Genomic DNA, 25,216 nt, shown 5'->3' with positions numbered 1-25,216 from the left:
ACCGCGTTACGGCGGCTTTTTAATAGTTCAATATTACTGTGGCCAGTCTTGCAGAGCTTTTAAGCTAAATTCATAGCCATCAAAGTCTAGTACGCTTTGCTCTGGGGTAATTTCGCGCACTTTTAGCGCACCTATATTATCGCCTTCGTGTAACTCACGGCCGTTAAGCTTTATCCAACGCTTATCCGCACTTGAAGAATATATGTGTGCTTGATATTTAATGCTCGGCAACATAGCTTGCAAACCATCGGGTAATAGCTCAATAGGTTCTACTCGCGAGGAGCTGCGTGAAGCCTGCGTTACTTCGTAGTCCTGCTCCTGCTGCGAGTCTTTGATTGCTTGTGCAAAAGCGTCTTTTAATTTGCTCGGTACAGCATCAAGCTCCGGACTACTTTGCGGCACTTGCGTACTTGGGGTATTTTCACCATTCAATGGTTTTCCGAGCACTTTGTACTTGCTCATATCTAAACCTGCTGAGCTGGTATTTTGTGCTTGCGGCTGCATAAATTGTGTGTTTTGGCCGGGTGCATTATAAGCAAGTGGATTATAGTTTTGCGTGTTAGGTAACTGTGCATTATAAGTCGGCTGATTAAACGCATAGCCATTAGCATTTATAGGGGTTTGCACATTGTAACCTTGTTGTTTTGTCGGGTTATCATTAATAGGGATATACTGCCCTTGTGGGGTAAGCAACATTTTTTGTACACCTGTTGGTGTTTGCACATACACCCACTGCCCTTCTATAGTGGCTTTATTGCTATTTTTTTCAGCCTCTGTAGAAGGTGACTTTACAGGCTGTGCGGCTTCATTTTGCGCTGTAATTGGCTCATCTGTTACTGCTTGTTTTTGTTTTTTACTATCAGTACTAACAACATCAACCGGCTGGCTTGCTTTTAGTAGTGCACTGGTTTGAAACCACTTACCCGCCGTAAATCCACCCGCTATAGCAATAAATGCTGCAATTGCGCCGCCAAGTAGCCACACCATCTTTTTATAACGCGTGAGTGCTTGTTGCTGTTTTAACTGCGCTGCCTGCAAATCATATTGCTCGGCGCTCATATCTGCTTGTTGAGATTGCTTTAATGCATCTAATAAATAAGACATAAATTACCTAACTATATAATAAACGACATACCAACACCCACTGCAAATAAAGCAGCAAATGCTAAGTAATAATAAACATGGCCTGTGGATTTAAGTTCATTACTCTGCGTAGCCACAAAGTCCATAGGCAGTGATTCTTGCGCTGATTGTTTAACAATATCACTATCAACAATAAGCTGCTGCTTAGAAAAAGCCCCAACTAACGCCCGCTCACACACTAAATTCATTAAACGTGGAATGCCGCCAGTTAACTGATGCACAGCTTGCATAGCATCGAGCGAGAACACGCCTTTATCACACCCCGCAATATGTAAACGGTGCTTTATATAGGCAACCGTTTGCCCTTGGGTGAGCGGCAATAAATGATACCGTGCTGTAATTCGCTGTGCTAATTGCCTAAGCTCTGTGCGTTTTAATAATGCCTGAAGCTCTGGTTGCCCCACTAAAACAATTTGTAACAGCTTTTTATGATCAGTTTCTATGTTAGTTAGCAGTCGTAACTGCTCAAGTACATCGGGAGCAAGAAGCTGCGCTTCATCAATAATTAAAATTGTATGCCCGCCCGCTTTATTATTAGCCTCTAGGTGCTGCTTAATAATGTCGGTTAAACTTTTAAGGGTGGCATTTTGAACATCGTAAGTAATGTTTAGCTCATCGCAAATACTGGCCAAAAGCTCAAGCTCCGACAACGCCGGATTGTGGATCATCGCAACTTGGGTATTCTCTGGTAGTTGCTCTAGCATACTGCGGGTAATGGTGGTTTTGCCTGTTCCCACTTCGCCGGTGAGCAAAACAAACCCGCCATCTTCGCCTAGACCATAGGTTAAGTGGGCAAGTGCCTCTTTATGGCGTTCGCTTAAAAATAGATAATGGGGGTTGGGCGAGATCGAAAATGGCTTTTCGCTCAAGCCAAAGTAGCTTAAATACACCGCAATGTTCCTTCGTTTTTAAAACTCGGCCTATAATGGCAAAAAAAATGACAAAGTAACAACGTTGTATGTGCTTTATTATTGAAATATCGTAAATTTATGTAAAACAAAAAGCGTCGCTAAATTTAGCGACGCCTTTATATTAACGCCACGTGCTGGCTATTTCATTTACTTAGGGGCTGTTGACCTTTCGAGGTTGAATTTGCAGCAGCCTGTTTGGTATTTAGGCAAGGCAGAGGCTATGTAGTGTGGTTGTTCCCCATAAATAGGCGATAACGACGTATAAATGCCAAACAAGCGCTGCCCAAAGGGTTCTGCCTAAGGGCAATTTCCTCTTTGTTGCCTACATGGATGTAGGTAAGGGCGTAAGCAGGACGCGAAAGCTTTACTCGGTTTTTACTTATTCTTACATGGATGTAAGTCATTAGAATAACGCAGGAGCAGTTATCGAGCCCACTAGGTTACAAACCTCGCGCCGCGTTTAAATAGCCCTTAGATTGAACAAATTATAACCCTGAAAGTTCAACAGGCCCTAGTTTTCGTAGCGCACTAAACGTAAATACACGTCACTGGTTTTAGCATGTAAACTATTGAGCCCACTATCAAACTGATAAACCCATGCTGAGCTCATCGTGCTAACGCCTGACGTATTAGTCCAATAGTTTTGCAATTTAGTGCCTAAAAACACCTCTTCGTTAATACTCGGCTCGGTACAGCTGTGTTCTAATATACTGGCAAGCTCTTTAATATTAGGCACCTGCCAATCATCATAATCAGCAGTGGTGTCGTTTTCTGCTCCTCTAAGCGCTTCTTGCCAATTTAGTGAGGGTGTAGACCCAGCGCACGTTCCGGTGTCGCTATCGTAAACTTGCCCATAGCTACAGCGCTGCCACATCAGGCCCGTTTCGGTATCTAATACTGTGCCATCATCATTAAGGGTAAAGCGCGTAGTGGGTGTTGTAGTATCCGCCCCGTCGTAACACGTTTGCGCTGCGGCTAGTTGAAAGCTGGCGCTAAACACAGCCAGTGAAAATAATATGCGTGTTTTCATGGTTTTCTCCTATCGGCTTCTGACTAGGCGTACATACGCGTATTTTTCTTTCGGGTAAGCTAAGTCATTCCCATTACTCATATCTATAATGTACGCTTGCGATAAGCTGGTACCATCGGCTGCAGTTTGTGATGTCCAGTACGGTAAATTAACATCATCTATAGCGCCCGCTGCTGGCATATTAGGAAAAAACGCTTCATCAATTAATACGTTTTCGCCCTGCTTGCCATAATCTATTAAGCTCAAGAGCTCAGTGTAAGTCGGTAAGCGCCAATTGGTACCGCCGCAAAAGTCTAAGTCGTTCACTTCATTTATATAGGTTTGCACACCACAGCTTGTATCATCTGGGCAGGTGGTATTTGCGGTACTGGTATCGGTAAAGGTTGTCGTGCCTAAATCCCAAAAGTAATGATTTTGGCCATCACGCAAGCTGGTATTAGGTAATGTACCTGACTCTACACTTTTAACCTCCCATACAAGCCCCGTTACGTTGTCGCGAATACAAGTAAAGTCGTTACTATCATCAGCTACTTCATCAGCAAATTGATTTAACTTAGTGTAGTCAAAGGCAAGGTTACCTTGGCCTGCTTTATCGAGTTGATTGGCAAAGCTGTCTCGGCCAAGCTCTGCATCTTGTCCCGGAAAATCACTACTTTGGCAATTGATACGCTGGGTGTTGTTATAACACTCGCCTAGACCACTGTCGTTAATTAACCCTAATGCTTTTGGAGATACATCAATAAATACGGTATCGGTGTCGGTGCGCCCTTTAGAATCAGTAACAGTGACTTCAAAGCTCAATGTGGTATCTAAATCAACGTCGGAGGCAAAAAATGTCGTGGTACATTGGCTAGTATTTGCCAGTGTTTCGGCATTGCCTGTTAATTGTTGCCAGCTACATGAAAACGTATCTGTTAGGGTGTCACTTTCACTTGCATCTAAGGTTACTTCCTCAAATTCTTCAACGTTTTGGTCATCCCCGGCATTAGCCACAACCAGCTCATCTGTTTTATTGAGTGTCATACTGTATTCAGTACTTGCCTCGCCGCCTTCGTCATCGGTAACGCTTAACTGCCACACTAAATTAGTATTTGACTCAAGCAGCGGGTGGCTAAAACTTACCGTTGAATTATCAAAGTCGGTTACATCTAAATCGGGGCCTGAAATTAATTCCCACTGATAACTATTAATTTGACCGTTTTCATCTGGATCGCTCGACTCTTCAGCGCTTAAAGTTACGGTATCATTATAGGTCGAAGGCAGTGTTTCAGGAGCTATTTGACTCACAACAGCAAGTGGTAACTGGTTGCTTGAAGTAATAAATATACTCACATTGTCACTCACTAAGCTGCCGTTATCTGTCTGGTAGCTTACAGATAGTACAAGTTCACTATCGGCTTTAACATCGGGAGCTGTAATAGTTTGCTCTGCACCTTCAAGCGGAAAGCCGTCCACTGATGGGCCGCTAACGCGCTGCCAAGTAAAGGTACCGTCTGCCGGTGAGCCTTGCGCGGTAATGGTAAACTCTGTTTTTTCTACAACTTGAAGATCGTTTCCTGCATTGACTGTGGTTTCAACAGTAGAGTCATCACTACCGCCGCCTCCACCGCCACAGGCAGCCAATAAAAAACAAGATATAAGGGGAGTAAAAGCAAACGCTTTCATAAAACGCACCTATAATGTCAAATAATTACTATAGTGTAATTACTAGCAATAAAGATGCCATTAGGAGTTATACCAATTCGCTTAATTAGGTGATCTACTTTGAGGCTGGAAAATGTGTTAATAACTTGGGCGTATTGTTCTTTGCGGATTGAAATTTGTTCAACCTAGGGGCGATTAAATCGCGGCGCGAGGTTTGTAACCTAGTGGGCTAAGTAAAAACCGAGCAACAAAGAGTTTATCGCCCCTAGGCAGAACCCGAAGGGCTGTGCATGTTTGGCATTTATGCTGCGTTATCGCCTATTTATGGGGAGTAACCACACTTCATAGGCTCTGCCTTGCCTAAAAGCCAAACATACTGCTGCAAATTCAACTATCAAAGGTCAACACACCCTAGGCAATAAATGCGCTATTTAGTTGCTCTCGCCAATTGTTCCTGTATTGCGCGAGCTTCTGCGTCCATGCAGCCGAAATGAAATTTTTTAAACGCAGGAAGCGGCACATTTAGCCCCGCAAAATGGTTAAATATTATTGCACATTGGTATTACATATACGTATCTTGATGAATACGCACAAACAGCTTAGTGCCTATTTTAGAGTAATCTACTTTGTATTCACGTCCATCAAGCGCCTGAATAAACAATAGCTGTTTTTCTTCGCCAAAAATATCTGCGCTACTTATATTAACAATTTCAAGGTAACGCTCTTTGGCATCTCGCCGGTTTTTAGGTAGGTCCTCTTTAAACGGCTCTAAACCATTTTGAGTTACCTTTATACGTGGGTGCTGCTCTGCATTTACAATGACTAGATCAAGCTTTTTATCTTTATGGATGATGGTATTGCGACCACTTTTAATAAAAGATCTTTCTTGGCTCATTATTTTTCCTACTATCGCATTTAGTGTCCAACTTGCGATGCTATAAACCGTTCAGGTGCGCGTTTCCATTTATTTAAGTCGGCACTAAACGACCAAGTGTCTGTCTCTAATACACTTGCGGGTAAAAGTAAATTATACCCCGTTAACAACTCAAGGTGCTTCGCTCTGTTAGCAAACATAGCTATGAGTCCAGTATAGCTAAATCCTTTATGTGAAGTGTATTGTGTCTCTTCTATTAACCATTCTGATGGGCAATTGCCATTTTTGCAATGTTTTTGAACAGCTTGCATAAATAAATTACGTTGCTCTATCAGTAGTTTTCCGGCGATACGGGGATGTATAGCGCTTAAAAATTCGTCCATATCATGAGTTTTAAACCCACTGCGTTTAATTCAAGGTATTCAAGGCCGTCAGCCACCTTAGGAATACCGCTGTGGTGCAGGTTACTAACATTTAACTGCCACTGACCATACTTATGCTGATACACAAGTAAGGACTCACTAAGTAGTAAACTATAATACGGCTCCTGTGTTTTTAAAAAACCAATAAAAATAGCCGCTATGCACATACTGACTAAAAATATTTCTATTAAGCTAATTTCACCCGGGCGCAATAAATTAAACAGCATAATAAATACTAAACCTATGCTGCCGACAAAAAGTACTTCAATGCCATTACGTGAGCCTTGCGCTCTGTATTTTTTTATTGAATTTTGCTTAGCCATATTGGTAAAAAGCCATATAGAATAAAAACATAACAATACCCCAGAGTATTATTTTTCTGATTGTTAAACAGGTTTTACACTGTGCTTGTGGCTTCATTGTTTTATCATAATTTTAGCGTTAAATGGGAACAAGTAATTAGTCTCATAAATTTTTACGCCTAACGCACAAATTTATGAGACACATAACCGCCTTTCCACGGTCTTATTTCGTACAATACTTACAATTTATTTTCAGGTATGAAAACGATGTACTCAAAACAGTCAGGTAAAGCCCTTTTTCCATTTCTAATTTCGCTTCTTGTTATTTTAAGTGTGTACCTATATTTACCATCTAGCCATGGTGAACAATCTAATTCAAGTAATAAGGCAACAAGAGTTAGCGCTCATACGGTATCGTCTCAAGAAAACACCGTTATGATTGAAGCCATAGGCAGTGCACGTGCAAATCAAGCTATTTATATTAAAAGCGCACAAAGCGATTATGTCACCCACATTTATTTTGAAGATGGTGACTTAGTTAGTAAAGGCCAACGCCTTGTGCAGCTGCAAAATCAGCAAGAACAATACGCTGTAAAAGAGCTAAGCATTAACTTAAAAGAAGAAAAACGTCAGTTAAGCCGCCTTACCGAGCTTTCTCGCACACAATCTACCGCTAAATCATTATTAGAAGAGCAGCTTTCTCGCGTAGATGCCACGCAAGCCCAACTAGAAAGCGCTAAAACCAAACTTGATGAAATGCTAATTACTGCGCCGTTTTCTGGCTTATTAGGCAAACGAGAAATATCGGTTGGTGCTTATGTAAGTAGCGATACAATTATTACTACGCTTGATGATATTAGTATTATAAAAGTTGACTTTAAAGTTCCTGAAAAATATTTATCTCAACTTAGCCTTGGCATGAAAGTACATACCCAAAATGACGCCTACCCAGGTAACACCTTTACCGGCAAAGTTACTCATATAAGTTCCCGTATTGATTCGGTTACCCGCAGTGTTGAAGTAACCGCAAGCTTTGCTAATAAATCAGGATTACTGCGACCTGGCATGCTTTTAAATACCGCCCTTGAACTCAGTAGTAATCAGGCGCTTATGGTGCCAGAGAAAGCCGTGATCCCACTGCAAGATAAACACTATGTGTACCAAGTAAAAGAAGGCATTGCCAATAAGGTAGAAGTGCATGTTGCTGGCAGAAATAACGGGTGGGTAGCAATTGATGAAGGCCTTAGCGATGGTGTGCAAGTAATTACCGAAGGCATTATAAAAATTCGCCCTGGTAGCAAAGTAAGTGTTGAGGGTTAATCGGTGAAAATTACAGATACGAGTGTCAAACGCCCTGTTTTTGCCATAGTAATTAACTTACTACTGCTTACATTTGGGTTGGTAGCCTTTTCGATGCTACCACTTAGAGAATACCCTGATATTGAAACCCCTATTGTCAGTATTAGTACTGACTATACCGGTGCGTCGGCAGAAATAGTCGAGACAAAAATAACGCAAATATTAGAAAACCGGATATCGGGCATTGAAGGTATTAAAAGTATTAATTCTTCAAGTAGAAACGGGCGCTCTAATATTGTTATCGAATTTGATATTAGCCGTGATATTGATGCAGCCTCAAACGATGTACGAGAGCGAGTTGCGCGTGCACTAGATAACCTACCAGAGCAAGTACGCCCGCCAGAGGTCTCTAAGTCAAACAGCGACGAAAGCCCGATTGCTTGGTTTGTACTCAACAGTGAAACTATGAACTCGTTGCAATTGAGCGATTATGCACAACGCTTTATTGTCGACCGATTAGCCGTTGTAGATGGTGTATCAAATGTCCGTATTGGCGGTGAGCGTCAATACGCCATGAAAATTTGGTTAAACCGCCAAGCCATGGCTGCACGTGGTATCACTTCAAGCGATATCGAAAATACCCTGCGCAGTGAAAACGTAGAACTACCAGCAGGTGAAATTGAATCTATCGACCGCGACTTTACCGTACGTACAGCGCGTAGCTATAAAGATCAACGTGATTTTCAAAACTTAGTTATTAAACGCGGTGAAGATGGCTATCTTGTACGCTTAGGTGAAGTGGCTGACGTACAGTTAGAAGCCGCCGACGATGAAAGCCTGTTCCGTGGTAACGGCCGTAACATGATTGGTCTTGGCATCGTAAAGCAAGCTAAAGCAAACACGTTAACGGTGGTAGATAACGCGCGCAGTGAGCTTAAAAAAATAAAACGTAACCTGCCAGAGGGCACCACTATTCAAGATAGCTACGACTCGTCTGTTTTTATTAAAGAGTCAATTAGCGAGGTTTACAGTACGCTTGCCATTTCTATGGGATTAGTGGTGTTAATCATTTTTATCTTTTTAGGCAATATTCGCGCTACACTTATCCCTGCCGTTACAGTGCCCGTTGCCCTTGTTGGCAGCTTTATGTTTTTGCTTGCAATGGGGTACTCAATCAACTTATTAACCCTGCTTGCATTAGTGCTAGCGATAGGCCTAGTTGTAGATGACGCCATTGTAATGCTTGAAAATATTCACCGTCGGATTGAGCTTGGCGAGCCTCCCCTATTAGCCGCCTTTAGAGGTGCCCGTGAAGTAGGTTTTGCAATTATTGCGACAACGCTTGTGCTTATTTCGGTGTTTGTACCTTTAGTATTTATGGATGGGCGAATTGGCGCCTTGTTTACAGAGTTTGCAATGGCTGTAAGCGCCGCGGTGTTTTTCTCTAGTATTACGGCCCTTACGCTTTCGCCTGCGCTATGCTCTAAAGTTTTAAAAGCGTCAGAAAAAGAAAGTAAATTTAGCCAATGGATGGACCGCGTTTTTAGCAAAATTGAAAACAGTTACCGCCAATCGCTCACCTCAAACATGACCAAAAAATGGGGGCTTATGGTAAGCCTTGTGCTAGCTGGTTTTGTGAGCTATTCATTGTTTTTACAAGTCCCCTCAGAACTAACGCCAAAAGAAGACCGTGGCACCTTTTTTATTATGATGAGTGGCCCTGAAGGCGCAAGTTATGAAAATAATGCTGCTAATATGGCAAAAATAGAAGAGCGCCTGCTTCCTTACTCTGAGGCTGGGGAATTGAGCCGTGTGCTAGTGCGTGTTCCTGGTTGGGGCGGCAGTGGCGGTGTAGCCATTGTAGGTATGGCCGATTGGGATAAACGCAAGCGCTCTACCTGGGAAGTAATGGATGAAATAAGCGCTAAAATGACCGAGGTAACAGACGTGCGTGCCTTTGCTATTATGCGCCGTGGTATTGGCGGTGGTGGCTCTTCTCGTCCTATTGAGTTTGTACTGCAAGGTAACGATTACGAGCAGCTTGCTGATTGGCGCGACCGCATTATAGAGCGCGCAGAAAAGAACCCTGGCTTGGTAAGAATCGATCATGACTACAAAGAAACCTTTCCACAGTTTTTGGTCAGCATAGATAAAAACAAAGCCGCTGATTTAGGTGTATCGGTATCAGATGTAGGCACAACCCTTGAAACCATGTTAGGTCAGCGCCGCGTAACCACCTTTATTGACCGCGGTGAAGAATACGATGTAATTTTAAAAGGCACGAAGCAAGACTTTACAAACCCTACAGATATTTCAAATATTTACCTTAAGTCGCGCAGCGGTGAGCTTGTTCCGCTAGATAGCCTAATAAGCTTAAAAGAAGAAGCAACAGCATCACGCTTAAATCGTTATAACCGTATGCGTGCTATTACACTTAGCGCTAACCTTGCAGAGGGCTATACGCTTGAACAAGCACTTAACTTTTTAAACAAAGTAGCTGCTGAGGAAAACGATATCGATGGCGCAGTAGATTACAAAGGTGAATCGCAGTTATTTTACGAAGGCGCATCAGCTATGACCTATGTGTTTGTGCTTGCACTGACTGTGACCTTTTTAGTTTTAGCGGCGCAATTTGAAAGCTTTATCCACCCGTTTGTAATTATGCTTACGGTCCCCCTTGGCTTAATGGGCGCTATGTTTGGCCTATGGGCTACAGGTCTTACACTCAATATTTACAGTCAAATTGGTATTGTAATGCTGATAGGATTAAGCGCTAAAAATGGTATTTTAATAGTCGAATTTACCAACCAACTGCGCGATAAGGGCGTTGAATTTAGCGAGGCTATTTTGCAAGCGGCCACTCAACGCCTGCGCCCAATAATAATGACCTCTCTGACCACAGTAATGAGCGCGGTGCCTTTAGTATTAGCATCGGGCCCAGGCGCAGAAAGTCGCATGGTAATTGGTGTGGTGGTATTTACAGGCGTTATAGTATCAACATTACTAACACTGTATGTTGTCCCTACAGCGTATTATGCCCTAGCTCGCAACACACAATCGCCCGAGTTTTTGCAGCAAAAATTAAATAAGCAAGCCGACTCTCACCCGCTAAAAGACAGCGAAGAAACTTAACTGAGCTTAGACTGCGCCGTAACTTGCTGTTGCGGCGCAATCAATTTATGCTCGCTGTAATACTGCAACATACATAATTAGGACAACTTATGAGCACATCAACACAACTAGCAACATTTGGTGGAGGCTGTTTTTGGTGTATAGACGCCGCATTCAGGCGTGTAAAGGGTGTAATAAATGTCAGCTCAGGTTACACTGGCGGCAATACCGACAACCCCACATATAAATCGGTTTGTTCAGGTACAACAGGTCATGCTGAGGTTGTTCAACTGGAGTTTGACAGCGATGTAGTGAGCTTTGAAACACTGCTTAGCATGTTTTTTACGTTACACGATGCCACGCAACTAAATCGACAAGGTAACGATATTGGCACACAGTATAGAAGTGTTGTTTATTACCACAACGATGCGCAATTAAATCAAACCAATAAGATGATAGCCCAGTTACAAAACCATATTAGCGAGCCAATAGTGACAGAGGTTAGCCCTGCTACAACGTATTACCCTGCAGAGCATTATCATCAAGATTACTACAACGAAAACCCACAGCAAGGTTACTGTAGTATTTTAATAGCACCTAAATTACACAAGTTTGAAACTGTATTTAAAGCGTTTTTAGCTGACTAGCTAATTTGCGTTGTTAAATTGGTTCTAAACTCACATTAAAAAGCCCGATATAAATCGGGCTTTTGTATATTAAATAACGCCATTAAAACTGATAGCTTGCACCTGCAAAAAAGCGACGTTCTGGGGTGTTATAGTAGTAGACTTCACCGCTTGTAAAGTCAGCTCTTGAGTCAACCACATTGTAATCTCTGTCAAATAGGTTCTCTACACGAAGCGACAACTCAATACTATCGTTTACTTGATAATTACCCGCTAGGTTCCAAAGTGTATACGATCCTAGGCGCGTTACAGCTCCCTCGCGATCACTGCGGTATTGCACATCAATGCGAGCATCAAAATCTCCAAACTGCTTTGCGATTTCCCAATTAACAGTGCGCTTGGCAACGTTGCGTAGCTCATCGCCGGTTTCTTTATTTTCAGCACTTAAGTACGCAAAATTAAAGTGGCTATCAAACCCAAAAACTTGCTGAGCAAGGCTAAACTCAACCCCTTCATAGCGAGCTTCGTTTATATTAGCTAATGCAAAGTTTGCATCGTAATCAATTTTATCTTCGATATCGTTTCTAAAAATTGCAAAATCGACTTGTGCACTATCAAAATTAACATTAACACCAAGTTCGCGGTTTGTTGATTTTTCAGGTTGCAGGTCCGGATTACCAAAGTTTGGGTAGTATAAATCGTTAAACGTAGGTGCTTTAAAACCCGTGCTTTGACTAATTCTAAATGTTGAATTTTCAGATAAATGATAACCGGCCGCCGCAGTATAGGTTGTTTCATCGCCAAACTGTTCATCGTCGTCTTGGCGAAGAGTTAAATTGGCAAGCACAGTATCGGTGTCGTAGTAAGCCCCAACAAACACAGCTAATACATCGCGGCTATCTTCATCAAAAGCTTGAGAACTGTGTGATACATCATCCTTATACCAATTAACGCCGCCGCTAATATTAAGCGTATTAGTTAAACGGTATTGGCCGTTGTAATCTACTTGCGAACGTTTAGTAATAAACGTACTGGTTGTTGGCCCACCTGTAGAAAAATCTACATACGTGCTGTTAGAATCATCCGTTGCAAAAGCAACCTCAAGAGCATGAGATTGGTTAGTGTAGTTTTTGCTCCACTGCGCCGACAACTGATAGTTTTTAAAGTCCCCTCTTTCAACTGTGCTCGTAGCAGGGCTAAAGCTGCTATCATAATCTGCGTAACCTTCGCTGTACTGACCTAGTAGCTTAAAATTACCATAGTGAGCATCAACATAATTGACTTTAAAACCTAGATTCTTATTTTCGTAACCATCGTCATCTGGGGCAACACCTTGCAGCGCGTCAAAGCCATCTGTTTTTTCAAAACCGGCGTTAAAAGCGCTAGTCACATCAGCCGATTTAACAGAGCCCGCAAGCTGGTAGTTTTGATAGGCATTAGAGCCAAATGTGGCATCAAGCGAGATATTACTCGCTTCGCGCGTTATTATATTAATAACACCAGCTAAGGCGTCTGAGCCATAAACAGCGGCACGCGATCCTTTTATGATCTCGATTCGCTCAATACTATTTAGCGGCACATTACTTAGTGCTTTTTGGCCAAGTGTGGCTGAGCCCGTGCGAACGCCATCAATTAAAATTAACGTATCGCCAGAACCTGTACCACGTAAAGATACGCCCGACGTTTGGCCAAAGCCCCCATTAGGATTAATTTGAAAACCCACTTGTGTGCTTAGTAAGGTTGGTAAATCGCGTACATTACTTTTGTCTATTTGTTCTCGACTGATAACATTAACGCTTGCTAAAACATTATTTATTGATTGTTCAAATTTATTAGCGGTTACAGTGATTTTTTCAATTGGATTTTCTGAAGCAAAGGCAGAAAAAGACAACGCAGCCGAGATAGCAACGCCAAGAGTTGTTTTATTTAGCATGATGTTCCTTATCTTTGCCCACCGCAAAGATTTAAGTAAGTAAGATTACTTCAAGGCCGGTCTCCGGACTCAGTAAACACATAAATGCGTTAATACTTTACCGTTGCGGGGGCAGTGTTGGGATTGCTTTTGTCATAAAGGCTCACCAACTTCCCGATTATCTTGCTGTTAGTTTTAATACTTTAAACCCTGTATTTAGCAACCAGCAAGCACCTTGAAAATAGGCGGTTATTGTGAGCAGTTTGTTTACAAATGTCAACGGACGTCTATATAGCTAAAAAATAAATTAATTGTTTTGTGTAAAGCTAGAGGTTATGCCATATGAGCTTAAAAGCGCGGTGATTTTTGGTTTTATTTCGGGCGCATTTAAAAGCTTATCCATTTGTTTTACCGAAATTTTACTGCGCGAAGGGTTAACTAAAAAGTGAGTATCGTATATAGCATCTGGTGTATTGCTCCTATAAAGTAGGTCCATATTAAAAATGTTATTCTTTTTAAAATATTGATAAGCAATATTGTTTATAACCCCTACATCTGCTCGCTTTAATAGCAGCATTTTTACAACGTTAAACTCATCAATTGTTAAACTAACTTGGTGTTCTTCACTTAAATATTGTGCATCAGTTTTAAAATCAGCAAAACGATAGGAATACCCCAATACCCCCGCTTTTGTTAAAGCATGTAAGTCATCGAAATAGCTTTGCTTTTGGGCGTTCTGTGCTAACGTATATAGCTCATTTTTAGCAATAACATAAAAACTCGTTTCCTGTAAGGCGCTTCTTGATCCCTCGGGCACCCATTGCTTAGCCATTAAAAACAACACATCAAACTCACCCCACTCCACCCACTTTTTGAGCCTTTTTACAGGCAAAGAGTTAAGCGTAAATTTATAGTCATTTTGAGAATCATTGAGTATTTTAATAAACTCTGGAGCTACCCCTTGCTCTTTTTCAGCATTAATAATAATTGGAAAGTAACCGTCCTCTACCAACACATCTACATTTATTGGCTTAGCATAACTAAACTTACTGCACACAATAATAATTATAAAAATAAAAAACTTAAGCATTTAAAGCCTTTAACAGTCACTATTAAGTAATATTGATATTAAGAATAGCCTAATATACGCAACTGCGTACTAAGCAGGTTTAATAATGCATTTAAATAATGTTCAAAGAGTATGGAAGCACAGTAGTGTGATTTTACGCAGGTAAAAGGGGTTTAGGGTTGCGAGTAAATAAAGGCTGTAATTAGGACGGGGTAAAATGTGTGGCTATTACATTTAATAACCACACATTTAAATTTTCACTTTAAAATACTAATGGCAGGACTTAGCTAATCAATCGCGAAAGTTTTTAAACTGGAAAGGCTGACCTAAATCTGCAGTACGAACGACTTGCATAGCGGCTTGTAAATCGTCACGCTTTTTACCCGTTACACGTACTTCTTCACCTTGAATAGCAGCTTGTACTTTTACTTTTGAGTCTTTAATGGCTTTAACTACTTTTTTAGCCATGTCTTTTTCGATGCCTTGTTTAAGTACAACATTACGAAACACATTTTTGCCAGCACGAGTAATATCTTGCAAATCTAAGCTTGCCACGTCCATACCTCGTTTAGAAATTTTAGCGGCTAAAATATCAAACAATTGCATTACCTGTTGATCAGCCTCTGCTTTTAACTTAATTGTTTTATCATTTAACTCAATTGATGCATCCACACCTCTAAAGTCAAAGCGCGTTTCAAGCTCACGGTTGGCATTATCTACTGCATTTTTAGCTTCGTTCATTTCTACTTCTGATACGATATCAAATGAAGGCATTGGGTTCTCCTAACTATTAAATCTAAATTTATGCGCAGATTATAACGCTAAAATTATAAATCTTTACATTTTTCTGCCAGTTGTTCAGGTGCGATACTAATTTAGTTTGATATACTGCAGCCTCTTTTTTAAGCGGTTTTAGGATTTATCGTGACAAGGCGTGTTTACCAAGCAGTTTTTTTGATTAGTATTGTGGTGTTTACCCTCTTATTTGCCAAAGAAATAAAAGGCGGCGTTACGAACTTATTTCCACATGTTGATAAAGTTGCCCACTTTGGGATATTTTTTATACTCGCCATCATTATGGATAAAGCCTTCAAATTACCGCTGTACACGCAAATACTCCTGCTTGCGGGCTACGGTGCAGCAATAGAAATAATGCAAGATGCGCTTCCTTACAGACAAGCCTCGTTAGGTGATTTTGTTGCTGACTTTGCCGGTGCGGCCACGTACTTTTTACTAAGAAGCATTTTTACTCCTCGAAAAAAGAACCCTTATGGCTAATATTCTTATTATTGGCGACGGCGCTATTGGTTTGTTGCTCAGCCATTTTTTATCTAAATCTCATAACGTCCATGTTTTAACACGTAAAGCTACTACAAATACGCGTTTTTATTGCAAAGCAAAACAGCCTTCGCAAAAAATTAATGCACGGTTTATTACACTCACACAGATGAGTGAACAGCCCGTGTTTGATATTGTTATTTTTGCTGTAAAAGCTTTTCAGGTGCAATCGGCGTTTACGAAAGTAAAACCCTTTTTATCGTCAAATAGTGTATTAATTTTGTCGCACAACGGTATGGGGAATGTTGAGACGCTCAATGAGCAACTTGATAAGCAACACGCGTTGTATTTTTTAACCACCAGTATGGCTGGTTTTAAAACAAACGACTTTATAGTACAGCACACCGGTGAAGGAAAAAGCATATTAGGTGCCTGTAACCCATGCGCGCACAGTTACCGCCAAGCAATGTGCGAGCAATTGCAAAACGTACCGCTGCTAAGCTACTGTACTAATATTGAGCAGTTACGGTTTGAAAAACTATTAGTAAACATTGCTATTAACCCATTAAGCGCACTGTATGGTATTAAAAATGGTCAGTTACGTGCCCCTTATTTTAATAGCATTATTTTTAACTTATTAACTGAAGCATGCCAAGTAGCCCATGCTTTAAAGCTTGATATTAAACTGGCCGATGCGCTTAACAACGCTTACAGCGTAATGATGCTAACCGCCGAAAACTATTCTTCAATGCATCAAGACGTAGCACATAACCGGCAAACCGAAATAGACGCCATTTGTGGCTACATTAGCCAACAAGGTAAGCGATTAAATATCAGCACTCCGCTAAACGATGCCCTACTTGCTAAAATTCAGGCAAAAAAAAGCGTGGTATAAACCACGCTTTATCATAAATATTTATTACGGGCGGTAAACTTTTACACCCGTAAAGCCTGCTTCGTGAAGAATAAGTGCCTGTAACTGGCTCATAACCCCTCTTTCACAATACAGGTAATAGTCTTTATCTTTTGGTAAGTCACCAAACTTAGTCGCTAAGCGGAAAAACGGTAAGTGCACTACATCTATGCCGTCAATCTCAAGTGGCGCTGCATCTTCTTCCTCTGGTGAGCGAATATCAACAACCACTGCACCCGCTGGTAAATCTACAACCGACTCAGCTTCTTTAAGTTCTTGCTTAGCCTCTACGTCAATGTCGCGCACATCCATAATACGCGCGTTTTCAACAACAGTATTAAGCACATCAAAGTCAAACTTTTCTTCTTCGGCTTTAATAACGTCAATTTTAGCTTTCACCGTTGGCTTTTTAGATATTACGCCGCAGTATTCAGGCATGGTTTCGGCCATTTCTGCGGTGCCGATTTTACGGGCAATATTAATAATTTCTTGCTTATCGTGCTGAATAAGCGGGCGCAAAATAAGGGTTTCTGTTACGCGGTCAATCACACTTAAATTAGCTAAAGTTTGGCTAGAAACCTGACCAATACTTTCACCGGTTACAAGTGCTTGAATATTTAATTTTTCAGCAACTTGGCTACCAGCACGCATCATCATACGTTTTAGTACAACACCCATTTGGCTGTTTTCAACGTTTTCTAAAATCTCCGCAACAACGGGTTCAAAATCAACCGTGATAAATTTAACTTTATGGGTAGAGCTAAACTTTTTCCATAAATAGTAGCTAGCTTGCTTAACACCTATCTCGTGCGCAGCTCCTCCTAAGTTAAAGAATAAAAAGTGCGTGCGAGCACCTTTACGGATCATCTGATAACTTGCTACCCCCGAGTCAAAACCACCCGACATTAGCGAAAGCACGTCTTCTTGCGTAGGTAGAGGAAAGCCCGCCATTCCAAGGTGAGTCTTCGTCACTATGTACGCTTTATCGTCTTTTACTTCTAAGCGAATAGTGACTTCTGGGCGGCTTAGTTTAACGCGCGCGCCTTCAACGTGCTGGTTTAAACCACCGCCAACGTAGCGCTCTAAATCGGTAGAAGTAAAGTCGTGTTCACCAATACGCTTAACGCGTACACAAAACGTTTTACCAACAATGGTGTGCCCTACTAGGTCTATGGTTTTTTTATAGATATCGTCAAGCGTAGTGAAGTCAGTTTCGGTCACTTCAATAAATTGCACAATGCCAGGAATACGCTGCAGGCTGTCTATAAAGTTTAGGCGTGTTTGTGCATCATCAAGCTTAGTTACAACAGAAATATTATCCCAGTTGTTTCTTACTTGTACTTTTTCGTCAACACGGCGCAACATAATTTTAATGTTATTTTCTAACACTTTAGTAAAGCGTTTACGTACCGAACGGCTTTTAATGGCAATTTCAGGATGTAGTTTGACGATAAATTTAAGCATAGTTCACTCTTAGACTGCGGGAATTCGCGCTCCCAGGCATTGGGCGCGCGATTATAGCAAAATTTTTTGCGTCTAGGAACTAACCAACTAACACCAGTTAGGCAAGCGCTGGAGCTTGCTCTGCAAGTTGGGTGTATTTTTCACGTAACTGATTCATTTTAAGCATGCTTTTTTCGGTGCTGTAAGCCCTAAATAATGCTAATACTTTTAAAATGCCATGATAAATATCTTGCTCGGCTAAATTACCACTGAGCCTACGCGCTTTAATATATGGAGTCCAAAAACTAACGGTTAGTTTAAGCGTATGGGCAAGTTCAAGCGCATCTTGCTCTTGTATTGCAATCATTTCGTTATCACGCAGGCCTAAAATAACTTGGCGAACCTGCTCTAATAGCGTTGCCTGAAAATCTATATAGGCCTTTTTTAAACTTTCATCTCTTGAGAGGATGTCGCCTAAGTTGTCGTAAAAAAAGTGATAGCGCCACATTAGCTCAAATAAAGAATCTAAATAAGCAGTTAAATGATCAAACGCATCATCGTTTACTTCAATAGGTTTAAAATGAGTATGTAAGTGTTCACTATAAAGCGCAAAAATATGCCGAATAATGTCTTCTTTATTTTTAAAATGATAGTAAAGGTTACCCGGGCTCATCCCTAAATGTGATGCAATGTGATTGGTTGATATTGCACGCTCACCGTGTTCGTTAAATAACGAAATACTGGTGTGTATTATTTTATCCTTAGTATTCATATGCGACGACTCAAATTAACTTATAAACTACTTTACACTAAATAACAGTCCTGCAGTATAAACAAATCAGGTTGGTTTAAATACCATCATAATTTACTATTTTAAAAACACGCTAAGCTGATTTGTGCCACAAACACTGATAGACTACCTAAAAAATAATAGTTAGTGAAATCTATGAACGTTACGGCAATCTACCCGGGTACATTCGACCCCTTAACTAATGGTCATACCGACCTCATTCAGCGTGCAGCTAAAATGTTTAGCACGGTTATTGTTGCTATTGCACATAACCCCACTAAAAAGCCGTGTTTTAGCCTAGAAGAGCGAGTTAGCTTAGCCAACAGCATTTTAGGGCATTTGAGTAATGTAAAAGTGATTGGTTTTTCAGGTTTACTTGCCGATTTAGCTTTTGAGCATAAAGCCGATGTACTTATTCGCGGTATTAGAGCAGTGTCTGACTTTGATTACGAATTTCAGCTTGCGAACATGAACCGCCGCCTGAACCCCGATTTAGAAAGTGTATTTTTAACACCTTCTGAGCGTAATTCGTTTATATCATCTACCTTAGTCAAAGAAGTGGCTCGCCATAATGGCGATGTAAGCGAGTTTGTAAGCCCACTTGTAGTGGATGCTTTAAAACAAAGATTAGGTGGCGTGGTAAGCTAAATAAACACAATGAGCGCACGTTGGTGCGCTAATATACCTAACTACTTTTTAGCCATAGCGTGTAATTCATTGCGGTTAAATAAAGCGCGTTTAAGCTTTACTAAGCCCAAAATGTCTTTATTTATAATTAACACAAGTGCCATTGTAAAATCGCTAAAATACATGCCAAAAATATATACCGCCCAAAACCACCAATAGTAAAGTGTACCCTGTATAACAATGTCGTAATGCATACCTAAAAATAAGCAAGCATTACAGCTTAGCCCTACAATTAAATAATAAAAGGACGTAGGTATGGTTTGATTGGTGAAATTACGCCACAAAAGTAAAATAAGGAGAGTTACAGCGTCATAATAAAAATAATTTAAGTGTGGCGTTGCAATAAGTGGGTCCATAAGCAAACTAGCTGTGTAGGATGCCATCATAATAAATGAAAGCTGTGCCCTGCTTTTATCTGGCTTATTAATACTCGCCGATAAGTTGTACAAAAAGGCAATAAGAAAAAACCACGTAAACAAAACAGCTACGTTGTATCCTAAATCAACAAGCTCCCAAAGGATATCAGCCACCTAGCTTCGCCCTCACAATAAAGCCTGCCAATTTATCCATAACATGCACTAACATTAAAAAATCCTTTTTAATGAACAAAATACTAACCATGATGATATCCATAATATTAATAACAACCGTATAAAAAGACCAAAACCACCACGGTTCGTAATTACCACGTACAAACACATCTATGTGCATAGCTAAAAATAATAACGAATTGATGCTCAAGCCAAATAATAAGTAAGTAGATATGCGTTTTTCAGGTAAGTAATACCGCAGAAGTAAAATAAAAAATAACGTGACTACGTCATAACAAAATAACTCTATGTAAGTAATATCATAAATATCAATAAAGAAGCTAAAGCAATAAGATATGGCCATAACTAAAGATAGCCATACTGCCTGTTTTGCTGAATTGTTAATACTAGTTGTTAGTGAATATAAAAAGGCCATTAAAAACCCCCACTGCACTAACACACCGATATAAACTGACACTTCAGGCGGGATTAGAACATTATTCACTATTGCGGTTTCTTAGCAAAAAAAGAGTAAAGGAGGTTTTTAAAATAAATGATTTTTAAAAAGTCTTTATTAATAAACAAAACTAAAATCATGCTCAAATCAGAAATGGCCACCACTGATGAATACAACCCCCAAAGCCACCAATAGGTGTAATTATGCAAAATATAAGAATCTATATACATACCTAAAGCAAAGCACATATTGATACTCAGCCCAAGCATAAGATACATAAATGCAACCGTTTTCTCTTTAATATAAAAATATTGAGCAATAGTTAAAACCACTATGGTAATAGCGTCTAAAATAGCGAGGTCAAGATAAGTAATGGTTTGGTAATTGAACAAAACACCTGGAAAATACGAAATAGCCATAATTGATGAAAGAATGACTAACGCTTTAAAGCGTGAATTGATAGATGATACTAAAGAATATAAAAATGCCATGAGAAATCCCCATTGCAATACCACACCGATTATATGGGCAATTCTCACATCTAATAGAAAAGACATGACATCCATCTTAAAAGTAAACGCTAATAATAAGCACCTCAAAAATAATAAACAACATTGTTAACTGAGCACCTAACTTAGTATTTTACTTATTAAAACTAAAAAAACTTTTATCGCCATAAACGTATCGATACATCGCCTTTAAAATGCTAGCTGCAAAAACCACCTTTTAAGCTTAATTAAGCCTAAAAAATCTCTATTAATGATTAGTACAGCGATCATACACAAATCAGAAAACATAACAGCCGATGAATAAAAGCGCCAAAACCACCAGTAGGTGTAATTATATAGAATATTGGTATCTAGATACATGCATAGGGCTAAAAAGGTGTTAACACTAAGGCCGATGATTAAGTAGGCATAAGCTGTCGTTTTCTCTTTAATAAAATAACGCTGAGCTACATATACAGCAACTAAAATAGCGATATCTAAAAGAGCAAAGTCTAAATAAGTAACCGTTTGAAAGTTTGTGAATATCCAAGGCAAATAACCTATCGCCATAATACTAGAAAGTACAACAAAGCCTTTAAAGGGGTTATTAATAGAGGATACGAATGTGTATAAAAAGGCCATGAGAAACCCCCACTGTACAATAGCGCTTAATATATAAGCGAAATCGAAGTTAGAGATTATATCAAAAATAGCCATGTTGCTTGATACACCTTGATACACTATGTAGTTAGGCAAAAAATGAGTAATATTAGCATAATTTATCTGCCCTTCGTCAGTACCATAGGTCTAATCAGGTAACTAAACTCAATAAATAGCTCAATAAATAGCTCCATAAATGCAGTTAATATCACGTTATTAAAGTTCAGCCACACTTATAACTTTTCAATAAGCCGATTACTCTTTAGCTGGTTAACCACTAATGAAAGCATCATTGATACATCAATTAGATTTACGCCGATAGAATAAACACTCCAATACCACCATGCCTCAAAGTTATATTGAACATATAAGTCATAATACAAGAGCAATGTAAGTACGCCATTAGCAGTTAAAGCCAGAACGAGGAACAGGAAAGCTTTGTTACGTTTAAAAAAATTGAAGTACTGCAAAGAGAGCAACGCTACAATTGTCATAAAATCGTAGAAAGCCCAATTAAGATATAGGTTATCTAACAATCTTATATAGCTGCCAAAAATATATGAGCAGAGCATAAGTGCAGATAAATACACAGGAGATTTATTTTCTTTGTTTATGCTGGAGACCAAACAAAATAGGAAGGCCATTAGAAAGCCCCATTGAGAAAAAGCCGCTACATAATCCATTAGGGCTCCGGATAAGTACATTTAAGCTAGATTGTGGGCTGCGGTTTTGAAGATTTAAACAAACCAAATAGCTTATTTTTGAGCTTGTGAAGACCTAAAAAGTCCCTATCTACAATTAAAGAAACAATCATAACGAAATCAATAAAATTAACGGTAAATGTGTATATATCCCAAAAAAGCCAAGGCTCGTAATTCTTTAGAAGATACATATCTAGATGCATAAACACAAAGAAAATTGAATTAATAGTTAACCCAACAATTAGATATAGAAAAGACGGAGTTTTTATCTTTATAAACATGGAACAGAGCCACAACGAAAAAATTGTTGTGAGGTCGTAAAAAGCCCAATCAAGATAAGTTGTGTTGTGTATCGAAAGCCAAGTATAAAAATAGTCAGAAGTGGTGTAAGAAACCATCATAATTAATGAACTGAGCAATAAGGTCGTATTCCTCTTAATGTTTAAGCTAAAAACAAACACATTAAAAAAAAACGCCATTAGAAACCCCCACATAGCAAATGCGGAAAGAGAAAAAAAACCAAAAAACTCAGTAATAAACATTTACAACCTTAAAATCATTTTGGCTTTGGGTGATCTGGGTGAATCACTCCTATGCGCTGAAGCTCCGCTCCGCTTGCCGTCATCGCCTCTTGAGAGAAGCTTACTGTATCAGATTGTAGGGTTTTAGGGCTAGCAATTTGTTCCGCTGCAGGCTGTAATTGTTGTGTTTTATTGTATGCTTGCATTTGTAATTGGCTATTAGCTGAAACTTGCATGTGATTGATCCTTGTAAAAGTTTTAATATTTTTTGGCGCAACTTATAATCACACCATCATGTAGGTAATTGCATTACCTGTTTTAAGCAGTGATAGCTATTTTGCTATCTGACTTATACAAAGCAACCAGTGTGCCAATATTTTTTGACATCTATAAAATATATGCTAGCAACTACTATTTATTAAAACAAAACCTAATATTAACTAGCGCCAAGCTCATCTGACCAGTTTATAATACACATAAAAAAACGTACAGGGGTAACCGTACGTTTTTTATATCCAGGGAATTTAAGCCACGTATTTACACGGGATCTCCGCACGTGTACTTGGCTTTAAAATATATTCCATTGCTACTTCGTCGCAGTTTTCTTTACGAAGGCAAAGCTCGCAATCTTTCATTACTTTTTCTGGTAACGATTCTTTGCTACAAAAAGTAAAACGTTGCTGTTCAAAAAAATCTGGCACGCGGGTTAATACAATCACGCGATTAAGCGCCAATTTTTTGGCTTTTGCTAATAAGTGCTCTACAAGCTGCCTACCCTGCCCCGTTACCGCACTTTGTGGATCTATGCCTAAAGAACGAATTTCAGCAAGCCCCGTGTCGTAAATGTACAGTGATGCACAGCCCGACACTTTGCCGTCTATTTCTGTTACTGCAAATTCGTTAATTGAATGGACCATGTCGCTTTTTGCACGCGGCAAGTTTTCGCCAACGGTTGCCCAGTGCTGTATCAGCCGAGCAATATCTTCAACATCATCTAAATTTGCATCACGAACCGTTATTTGCAGTTTTTTTTTGGCGTCTTTTACCGCTTTAGTCACTTGTTCAATAGAGGTGCCGCCAAGGGCTTGACGCGCTTTAATACAGGCATCTATTTCAAGTACTGGGTAAACGTCATCTTCAAACACGTCATTAACTGATTTGTACTGCTCAAGCGAAAGCTCCTCTAAGGTTTTACCTTCGCTTATAGCAAGCTGCACAAGTACACCCACAATGTGGTGGCCTTCTCTAAATGGCACACCTTTAGCTACTAAGTAGTCTGCAAGTTCTGTCGCATTAGCATGGCCACCTTTTGCCGCTGCAAGCGTTTTATCGCCGTTTACTTTTACACCTTTAATACACGCTTGCGCCATGTGAATACAGGCAAGCCATGTTGGCATAGCGTCAAAAAGGCCTTCTTTGTCTTCTTGCATATCTTTATTGTACGCAAGAGGGAGTGCTTTTAAGGTCATCATCATGGCGCTAAATGCGCCAAATACACGGCCAGTTTTACCACGAATAAGCTCTAGTGCATCAGGGTTCTTTTTTTGCGGCATTAATGATGAGCCAGAGGTAACATTATCAGCAAGCTCTATAAATCCGGCTTCACCAGAATTATAAAATATTAAATCTTCAGCCATACGCGATAAGTGAATCATCGAAATAGAGGCACAGCTTAAAAGCTCTACTACAAAATCACGGTCAGATACGCCATCAAGGCTGTTTTTAGTTGCGCCAGTAAAGCCTAGGCCTTGCGCCAACGATTGGCGATCAATTGGGTATGCAGTACCAGCGAGTGCACCACTGCCTAGAGGGCAAAAATTAAAACGCGCTTTGGCATCTTGTAGGCGGCTTTCATCACGCTCTAGCATTTCTACGTAAGCCATACACCAGTGGCTAAATAACACAGGTTGAGCGCGTTGTAAGTGAGTGTAGCCTGGCAATATAGTGCCCAGCTCGCGCTCAGCTAACGCCACAAACTCAGCTTTTAGTGCAGCAATAGCACCCAGTAGATGATCGGCAGTATCGCGGCACCATAATCTAAAGTCGGTGGCTACTTGGTCATTACGGCTTCGGCCTGTGTGTAGCTTTTTAGCTAAATCGCCTACTTTTTCGATTAGTGCAGCTTCTACGTGCGAGTGAATGTCTTCTGCACCTGAGGTTGCCACAGCCTGTGGATCTGCTTTTACTTCTTCAAGCAGTTCATTAAGTGCTGCAACTAACTTTGTGTGCTCATCGCTTGTAAGTACATTTACTTGCTCAAGCGCACCTGCCCATGCCACAGAGCCAATAATATCTTGCTCTGCTAACTGATAATCGAACGGAAGTGAGTCGTTAAATTGTTTAAACGCCTCATCTGGACCCGTAGAAAAACGTCCGCCCCATAATGCCATGAAATCTCTCCAAAC

General features: G+C 40.2%; 23 protein-coding genes, 1 pseudogene and 1 riboswitch. Of the genes and pseudogenes, 6 read left to right on the top strand and 18 right to left on the bottom strand.

What is annotated here, in order from left to right; translation table 11 throughout:
* Positions 1-33: 33 nt before the first annotated feature.
* The 6 genes and pseudogenes from CWC16_RS04050 to CWC16_RS04025 all read right to left on the bottom strand — a co-directional run bounded on the left by CWC16_RS04050 (position 34) and on the right by CWC16_RS04025 (position 6,347).
* Positions 34-1,104 carry a general secretion pathway protein GspB gene (locus tag CWC16_RS04050; protein ID WP_138540598.1) on the bottom strand — a complete coding sequence of 357 codons (1,071 nt, stop codon included), beginning with the start codon at positions 1,102-1,104 and terminating at the stop codon, positions 34-36.
* Between the two features lie 11 nt (positions 1,105-1,115).
* Positions 1,116-2,033: an ExeA family protein gene (locus CWC16_RS04045; protein WP_055014943.1), complete on the bottom strand. Its 918-nt coding sequence runs from the start codon at positions 2,031-2,033 to the stop codon at positions 1,116-1,118.
* A 532-nt stretch (positions 2,034-2,565) separates the two neighbouring features.
* Positions 2,566-3,084 (bottom strand): Lcl C-terminal domain-containing protein, encoded by a 519-nt coding sequence (locus CWC16_RS04040; RefSeq protein WP_138540597.1) that lies wholly within the window; start codon positions 3,082-3,084, stop codon positions 2,566-2,568.
* A 9-nt stretch (positions 3,085-3,093) separates the two neighbouring features.
* Positions 3,094-4,749: an Lcl C-terminal domain-containing protein gene (locus CWC16_RS04035; RefSeq protein WP_138540596.1), complete on the bottom strand. Its 1,656-nt coding sequence runs from the start codon at positions 4,747-4,749 to the stop codon at positions 3,094-3,096.
* 541 nt (positions 4,750-5,290) lie between these two features.
* Positions 5,291-5,623: a hypothetical protein gene (locus CWC16_RS04030; RefSeq protein ID WP_138540595.1), complete on the bottom strand. Its 333-nt coding sequence runs from the start codon at positions 5,621-5,623 to the stop codon at positions 5,291-5,293.
* Between the two features lie 20 nt (positions 5,624-5,643).
* A pseudogene (locus tag CWC16_RS04025) lies at positions 5,644-6,347 on the bottom strand (DUF2982 domain-containing protein).
* Positions 6,348-6,593: 246 nt separating this feature from the next.
* Between CWC16_RS04025 and CWC16_RS04020 the strand changes: the two are divergent.
* The 3 genes from CWC16_RS04020 (at position 6,594) to msrA (ending at position 11,383) form a co-directional block, all read left to right on the top strand.
* On the top strand, positions 6,594-7,646 hold the full coding sequence (locus CWC16_RS04020) for an efflux RND transporter periplasmic adaptor subunit (protein ID WP_138540594.1): 1,053 nt from the start codon (positions 6,594-6,596) through the stop codon (positions 7,644-7,646).
* Positions 7,647-7,649: 3 nt separating this feature from the next.
* Positions 7,650-10,757, top strand: coding sequence for an efflux RND transporter permease subunit (locus CWC16_RS04015; protein WP_138540593.1), 3,108 nt, complete (start codon positions 7,650-7,652; stop codon positions 10,755-10,757).
* 89 nt (positions 10,758-10,846) lie between these two features.
* Positions 10,847-11,383, top strand: coding sequence for a peptide-methionine (S)-S-oxide reductase MsrA (msrA, locus tag CWC16_RS04010; RefSeq protein ID WP_138540592.1), 537 nt, complete (start codon positions 10,847-10,849; stop codon positions 11,381-11,383).
* An 82-nt stretch (positions 11,384-11,465) separates the two neighbouring features.
* Here the strand turns inward: msrA and CWC16_RS04005 are convergent, their stop codons facing one another.
* The 3 genes from CWC16_RS04005 to CWC16_RS03990 form a co-directional block, all read right to left on the bottom strand.
* Positions 11,466-13,295, bottom strand: a complete 1,830-nt coding sequence (locus CWC16_RS04005) for a TonB-dependent receptor domain-containing protein (protein WP_138540591.1) — start codon at positions 13,293-13,295, stop codon at positions 11,466-11,468.
* A 49-nt stretch (positions 13,296-13,344) separates the two neighbouring features.
* A riboswitch (cobalamin riboswitch) is annotated at positions 13,345-13,514 on the bottom strand.
* Between the two features lie 67 nt (positions 13,515-13,581).
* Positions 13,582-14,364: an ABC transporter substrate-binding protein gene (locus CWC16_RS03995; protein ID WP_138540590.1), complete on the bottom strand. Its 783-nt coding sequence runs from the start codon at positions 14,362-14,364 to the stop codon at positions 13,582-13,584.
* A gap of 270 nt (positions 14,365-14,634) precedes the next feature.
* Complete coding sequence (locus CWC16_RS03990) at positions 14,635-15,117, bottom strand: YajQ family cyclic di-GMP-binding protein (protein WP_055014934.1); 483 nt, start codon at positions 15,115-15,117, stop codon at positions 14,635-14,637.
* 150 nt (positions 15,118-15,267) lie between these two features.
* On the opposite strand from CWC16_RS03990, the gene CWC16_RS03985 reads away from it, so the two are divergent.
* Together CWC16_RS03985 and CWC16_RS03980 are read left to right on the top strand one after the other, a co-directional pair.
* Positions 15,268-15,621 (top strand): VanZ family protein, encoded by a 354-nt coding sequence (locus CWC16_RS03985; RefSeq protein ID WP_055014933.1) that lies wholly within the window; start codon positions 15,268-15,270, stop codon positions 15,619-15,621.
* On the top strand, positions 15,614-16,516 hold the full coding sequence (locus CWC16_RS03980; RefSeq protein WP_138540589.1) for a ketopantoate reductase family protein: 903 nt from the start codon (positions 15,614-15,616) through the stop codon (positions 16,514-16,516). Before CWC16_RS03985 ends, CWC16_RS03980 begins: the two co-directional genes overlap by 8 nt.
* Before the next feature lie 24 nt (positions 16,517-16,540).
* Here the strand turns inward: CWC16_RS03980 and thiI are convergent, their stop codons facing one another.
* Together thiI and CWC16_RS03970 are read right to left on the bottom strand one after the other, a co-directional pair.
* Positions 16,541-17,998 carry a tRNA uracil 4-sulfurtransferase ThiI gene (gene thiI / locus CWC16_RS03975; RefSeq protein ID WP_138540588.1) on the bottom strand — a complete coding sequence of 486 codons (1,458 nt, stop codon included), beginning with the start codon at positions 17,996-17,998 and terminating at the stop codon, positions 16,541-16,543.
* Between the two features lie 97 nt (positions 17,999-18,095).
* Positions 18,096-18,749 (bottom strand): TetR/AcrR family transcriptional regulator, encoded by a 654-nt coding sequence (locus tag CWC16_RS03970; RefSeq protein WP_055014930.1) that lies wholly within the window; start codon positions 18,747-18,749, stop codon positions 18,096-18,098.
* A 174-nt stretch (positions 18,750-18,923) separates the two neighbouring features.
* Between CWC16_RS03970 and coaD the strand changes: the two genes are divergently transcribed.
* Positions 18,924-19,415, top strand: a complete 492-nt coding sequence (gene coaD / locus CWC16_RS03965) for a pantetheine-phosphate adenylyltransferase (RefSeq protein ID WP_138540587.1) — start codon at positions 18,924-18,926, stop codon at positions 19,413-19,415.
* Positions 19,416-19,456: 41 nt separating this feature from the next.
* Here the strand turns inward: coaD and CWC16_RS03960 are convergent, their stop codons facing one another.
* The 7 genes from CWC16_RS03960 to argH all read right to left on the bottom strand — a co-directional run bounded on the left by CWC16_RS03960 (position 19,457) and on the right by argH (position 25,201).
* Positions 19,457-19,984 (bottom strand): hypothetical protein, encoded by a 528-nt coding sequence (locus tag CWC16_RS03960; protein WP_138540586.1) that lies wholly within the window; start codon positions 19,982-19,984, stop codon positions 19,457-19,459.
* The gene (locus CWC16_RS03955; protein ID WP_171037625.1) at positions 19,977-20,489 is read right to left on the bottom strand and encodes a hypothetical protein; all 513 of its coding nucleotides are present in this window, start codon (positions 20,487-20,489) and stop codon (positions 19,977-19,979) included. Before CWC16_RS03955 ends, CWC16_RS03960 begins: the two co-directional genes overlap by 8 nt.
* Positions 20,489-20,998: a hypothetical protein gene (locus CWC16_RS03950; RefSeq protein ID WP_249929182.1), complete on the bottom strand. Its 510-nt coding sequence runs from the start codon at positions 20,996-20,998 to the stop codon at positions 20,489-20,491. The genes CWC16_RS03955 and CWC16_RS03950 overlap by 1 nt, the downstream gene beginning before the upstream one ends.
* A 141-nt stretch (positions 20,999-21,139) precedes the next feature.
* Positions 21,140-21,571: a hypothetical protein gene (locus CWC16_RS03945; RefSeq protein WP_138540585.1), complete on the bottom strand. Its 432-nt coding sequence runs from the start codon at positions 21,569-21,571 to the stop codon at positions 21,140-21,142.
* Between the two features lie 251 nt (positions 21,572-21,822).
* The gene (locus CWC16_RS03940) at positions 21,823-22,272 is read right to left on the bottom strand and encodes a hypothetical protein (protein WP_249929181.1); all 450 of its coding nucleotides are present in this window, start codon (positions 22,270-22,272) and stop codon (positions 21,823-21,825) included.
* Between the two features lie 574 nt (positions 22,273-22,846).
* On the bottom strand, positions 22,847-23,047 hold the full coding sequence (locus CWC16_RS03930) for a hypothetical protein (RefSeq protein WP_138540582.1): 201 nt from the start codon (positions 23,045-23,047) through the stop codon (positions 22,847-22,849).
* A 288-nt stretch (positions 23,048-23,335) separates the two neighbouring features.
* Positions 23,336-25,201, bottom strand: coding sequence for an argininosuccinate lyase (gene argH / locus CWC16_RS03925; protein WP_138540581.1), 1,866 nt, complete (start codon positions 25,199-25,201; stop codon positions 23,336-23,338).
* Positions 25,202-25,216: the final 15 nt, after the last annotated feature.

The organism is Pseudoalteromonas sp. S3776, from assembly GCF_005886915.1.
Taxonomy (GTDB): Bacteria; Pseudomonadota; Gammaproteobacteria; order Enterobacterales; family Alteromonadaceae; genus Pseudoalteromonas.
This window is presented reverse-complemented; position numbering and strand designations above follow the sequence as displayed.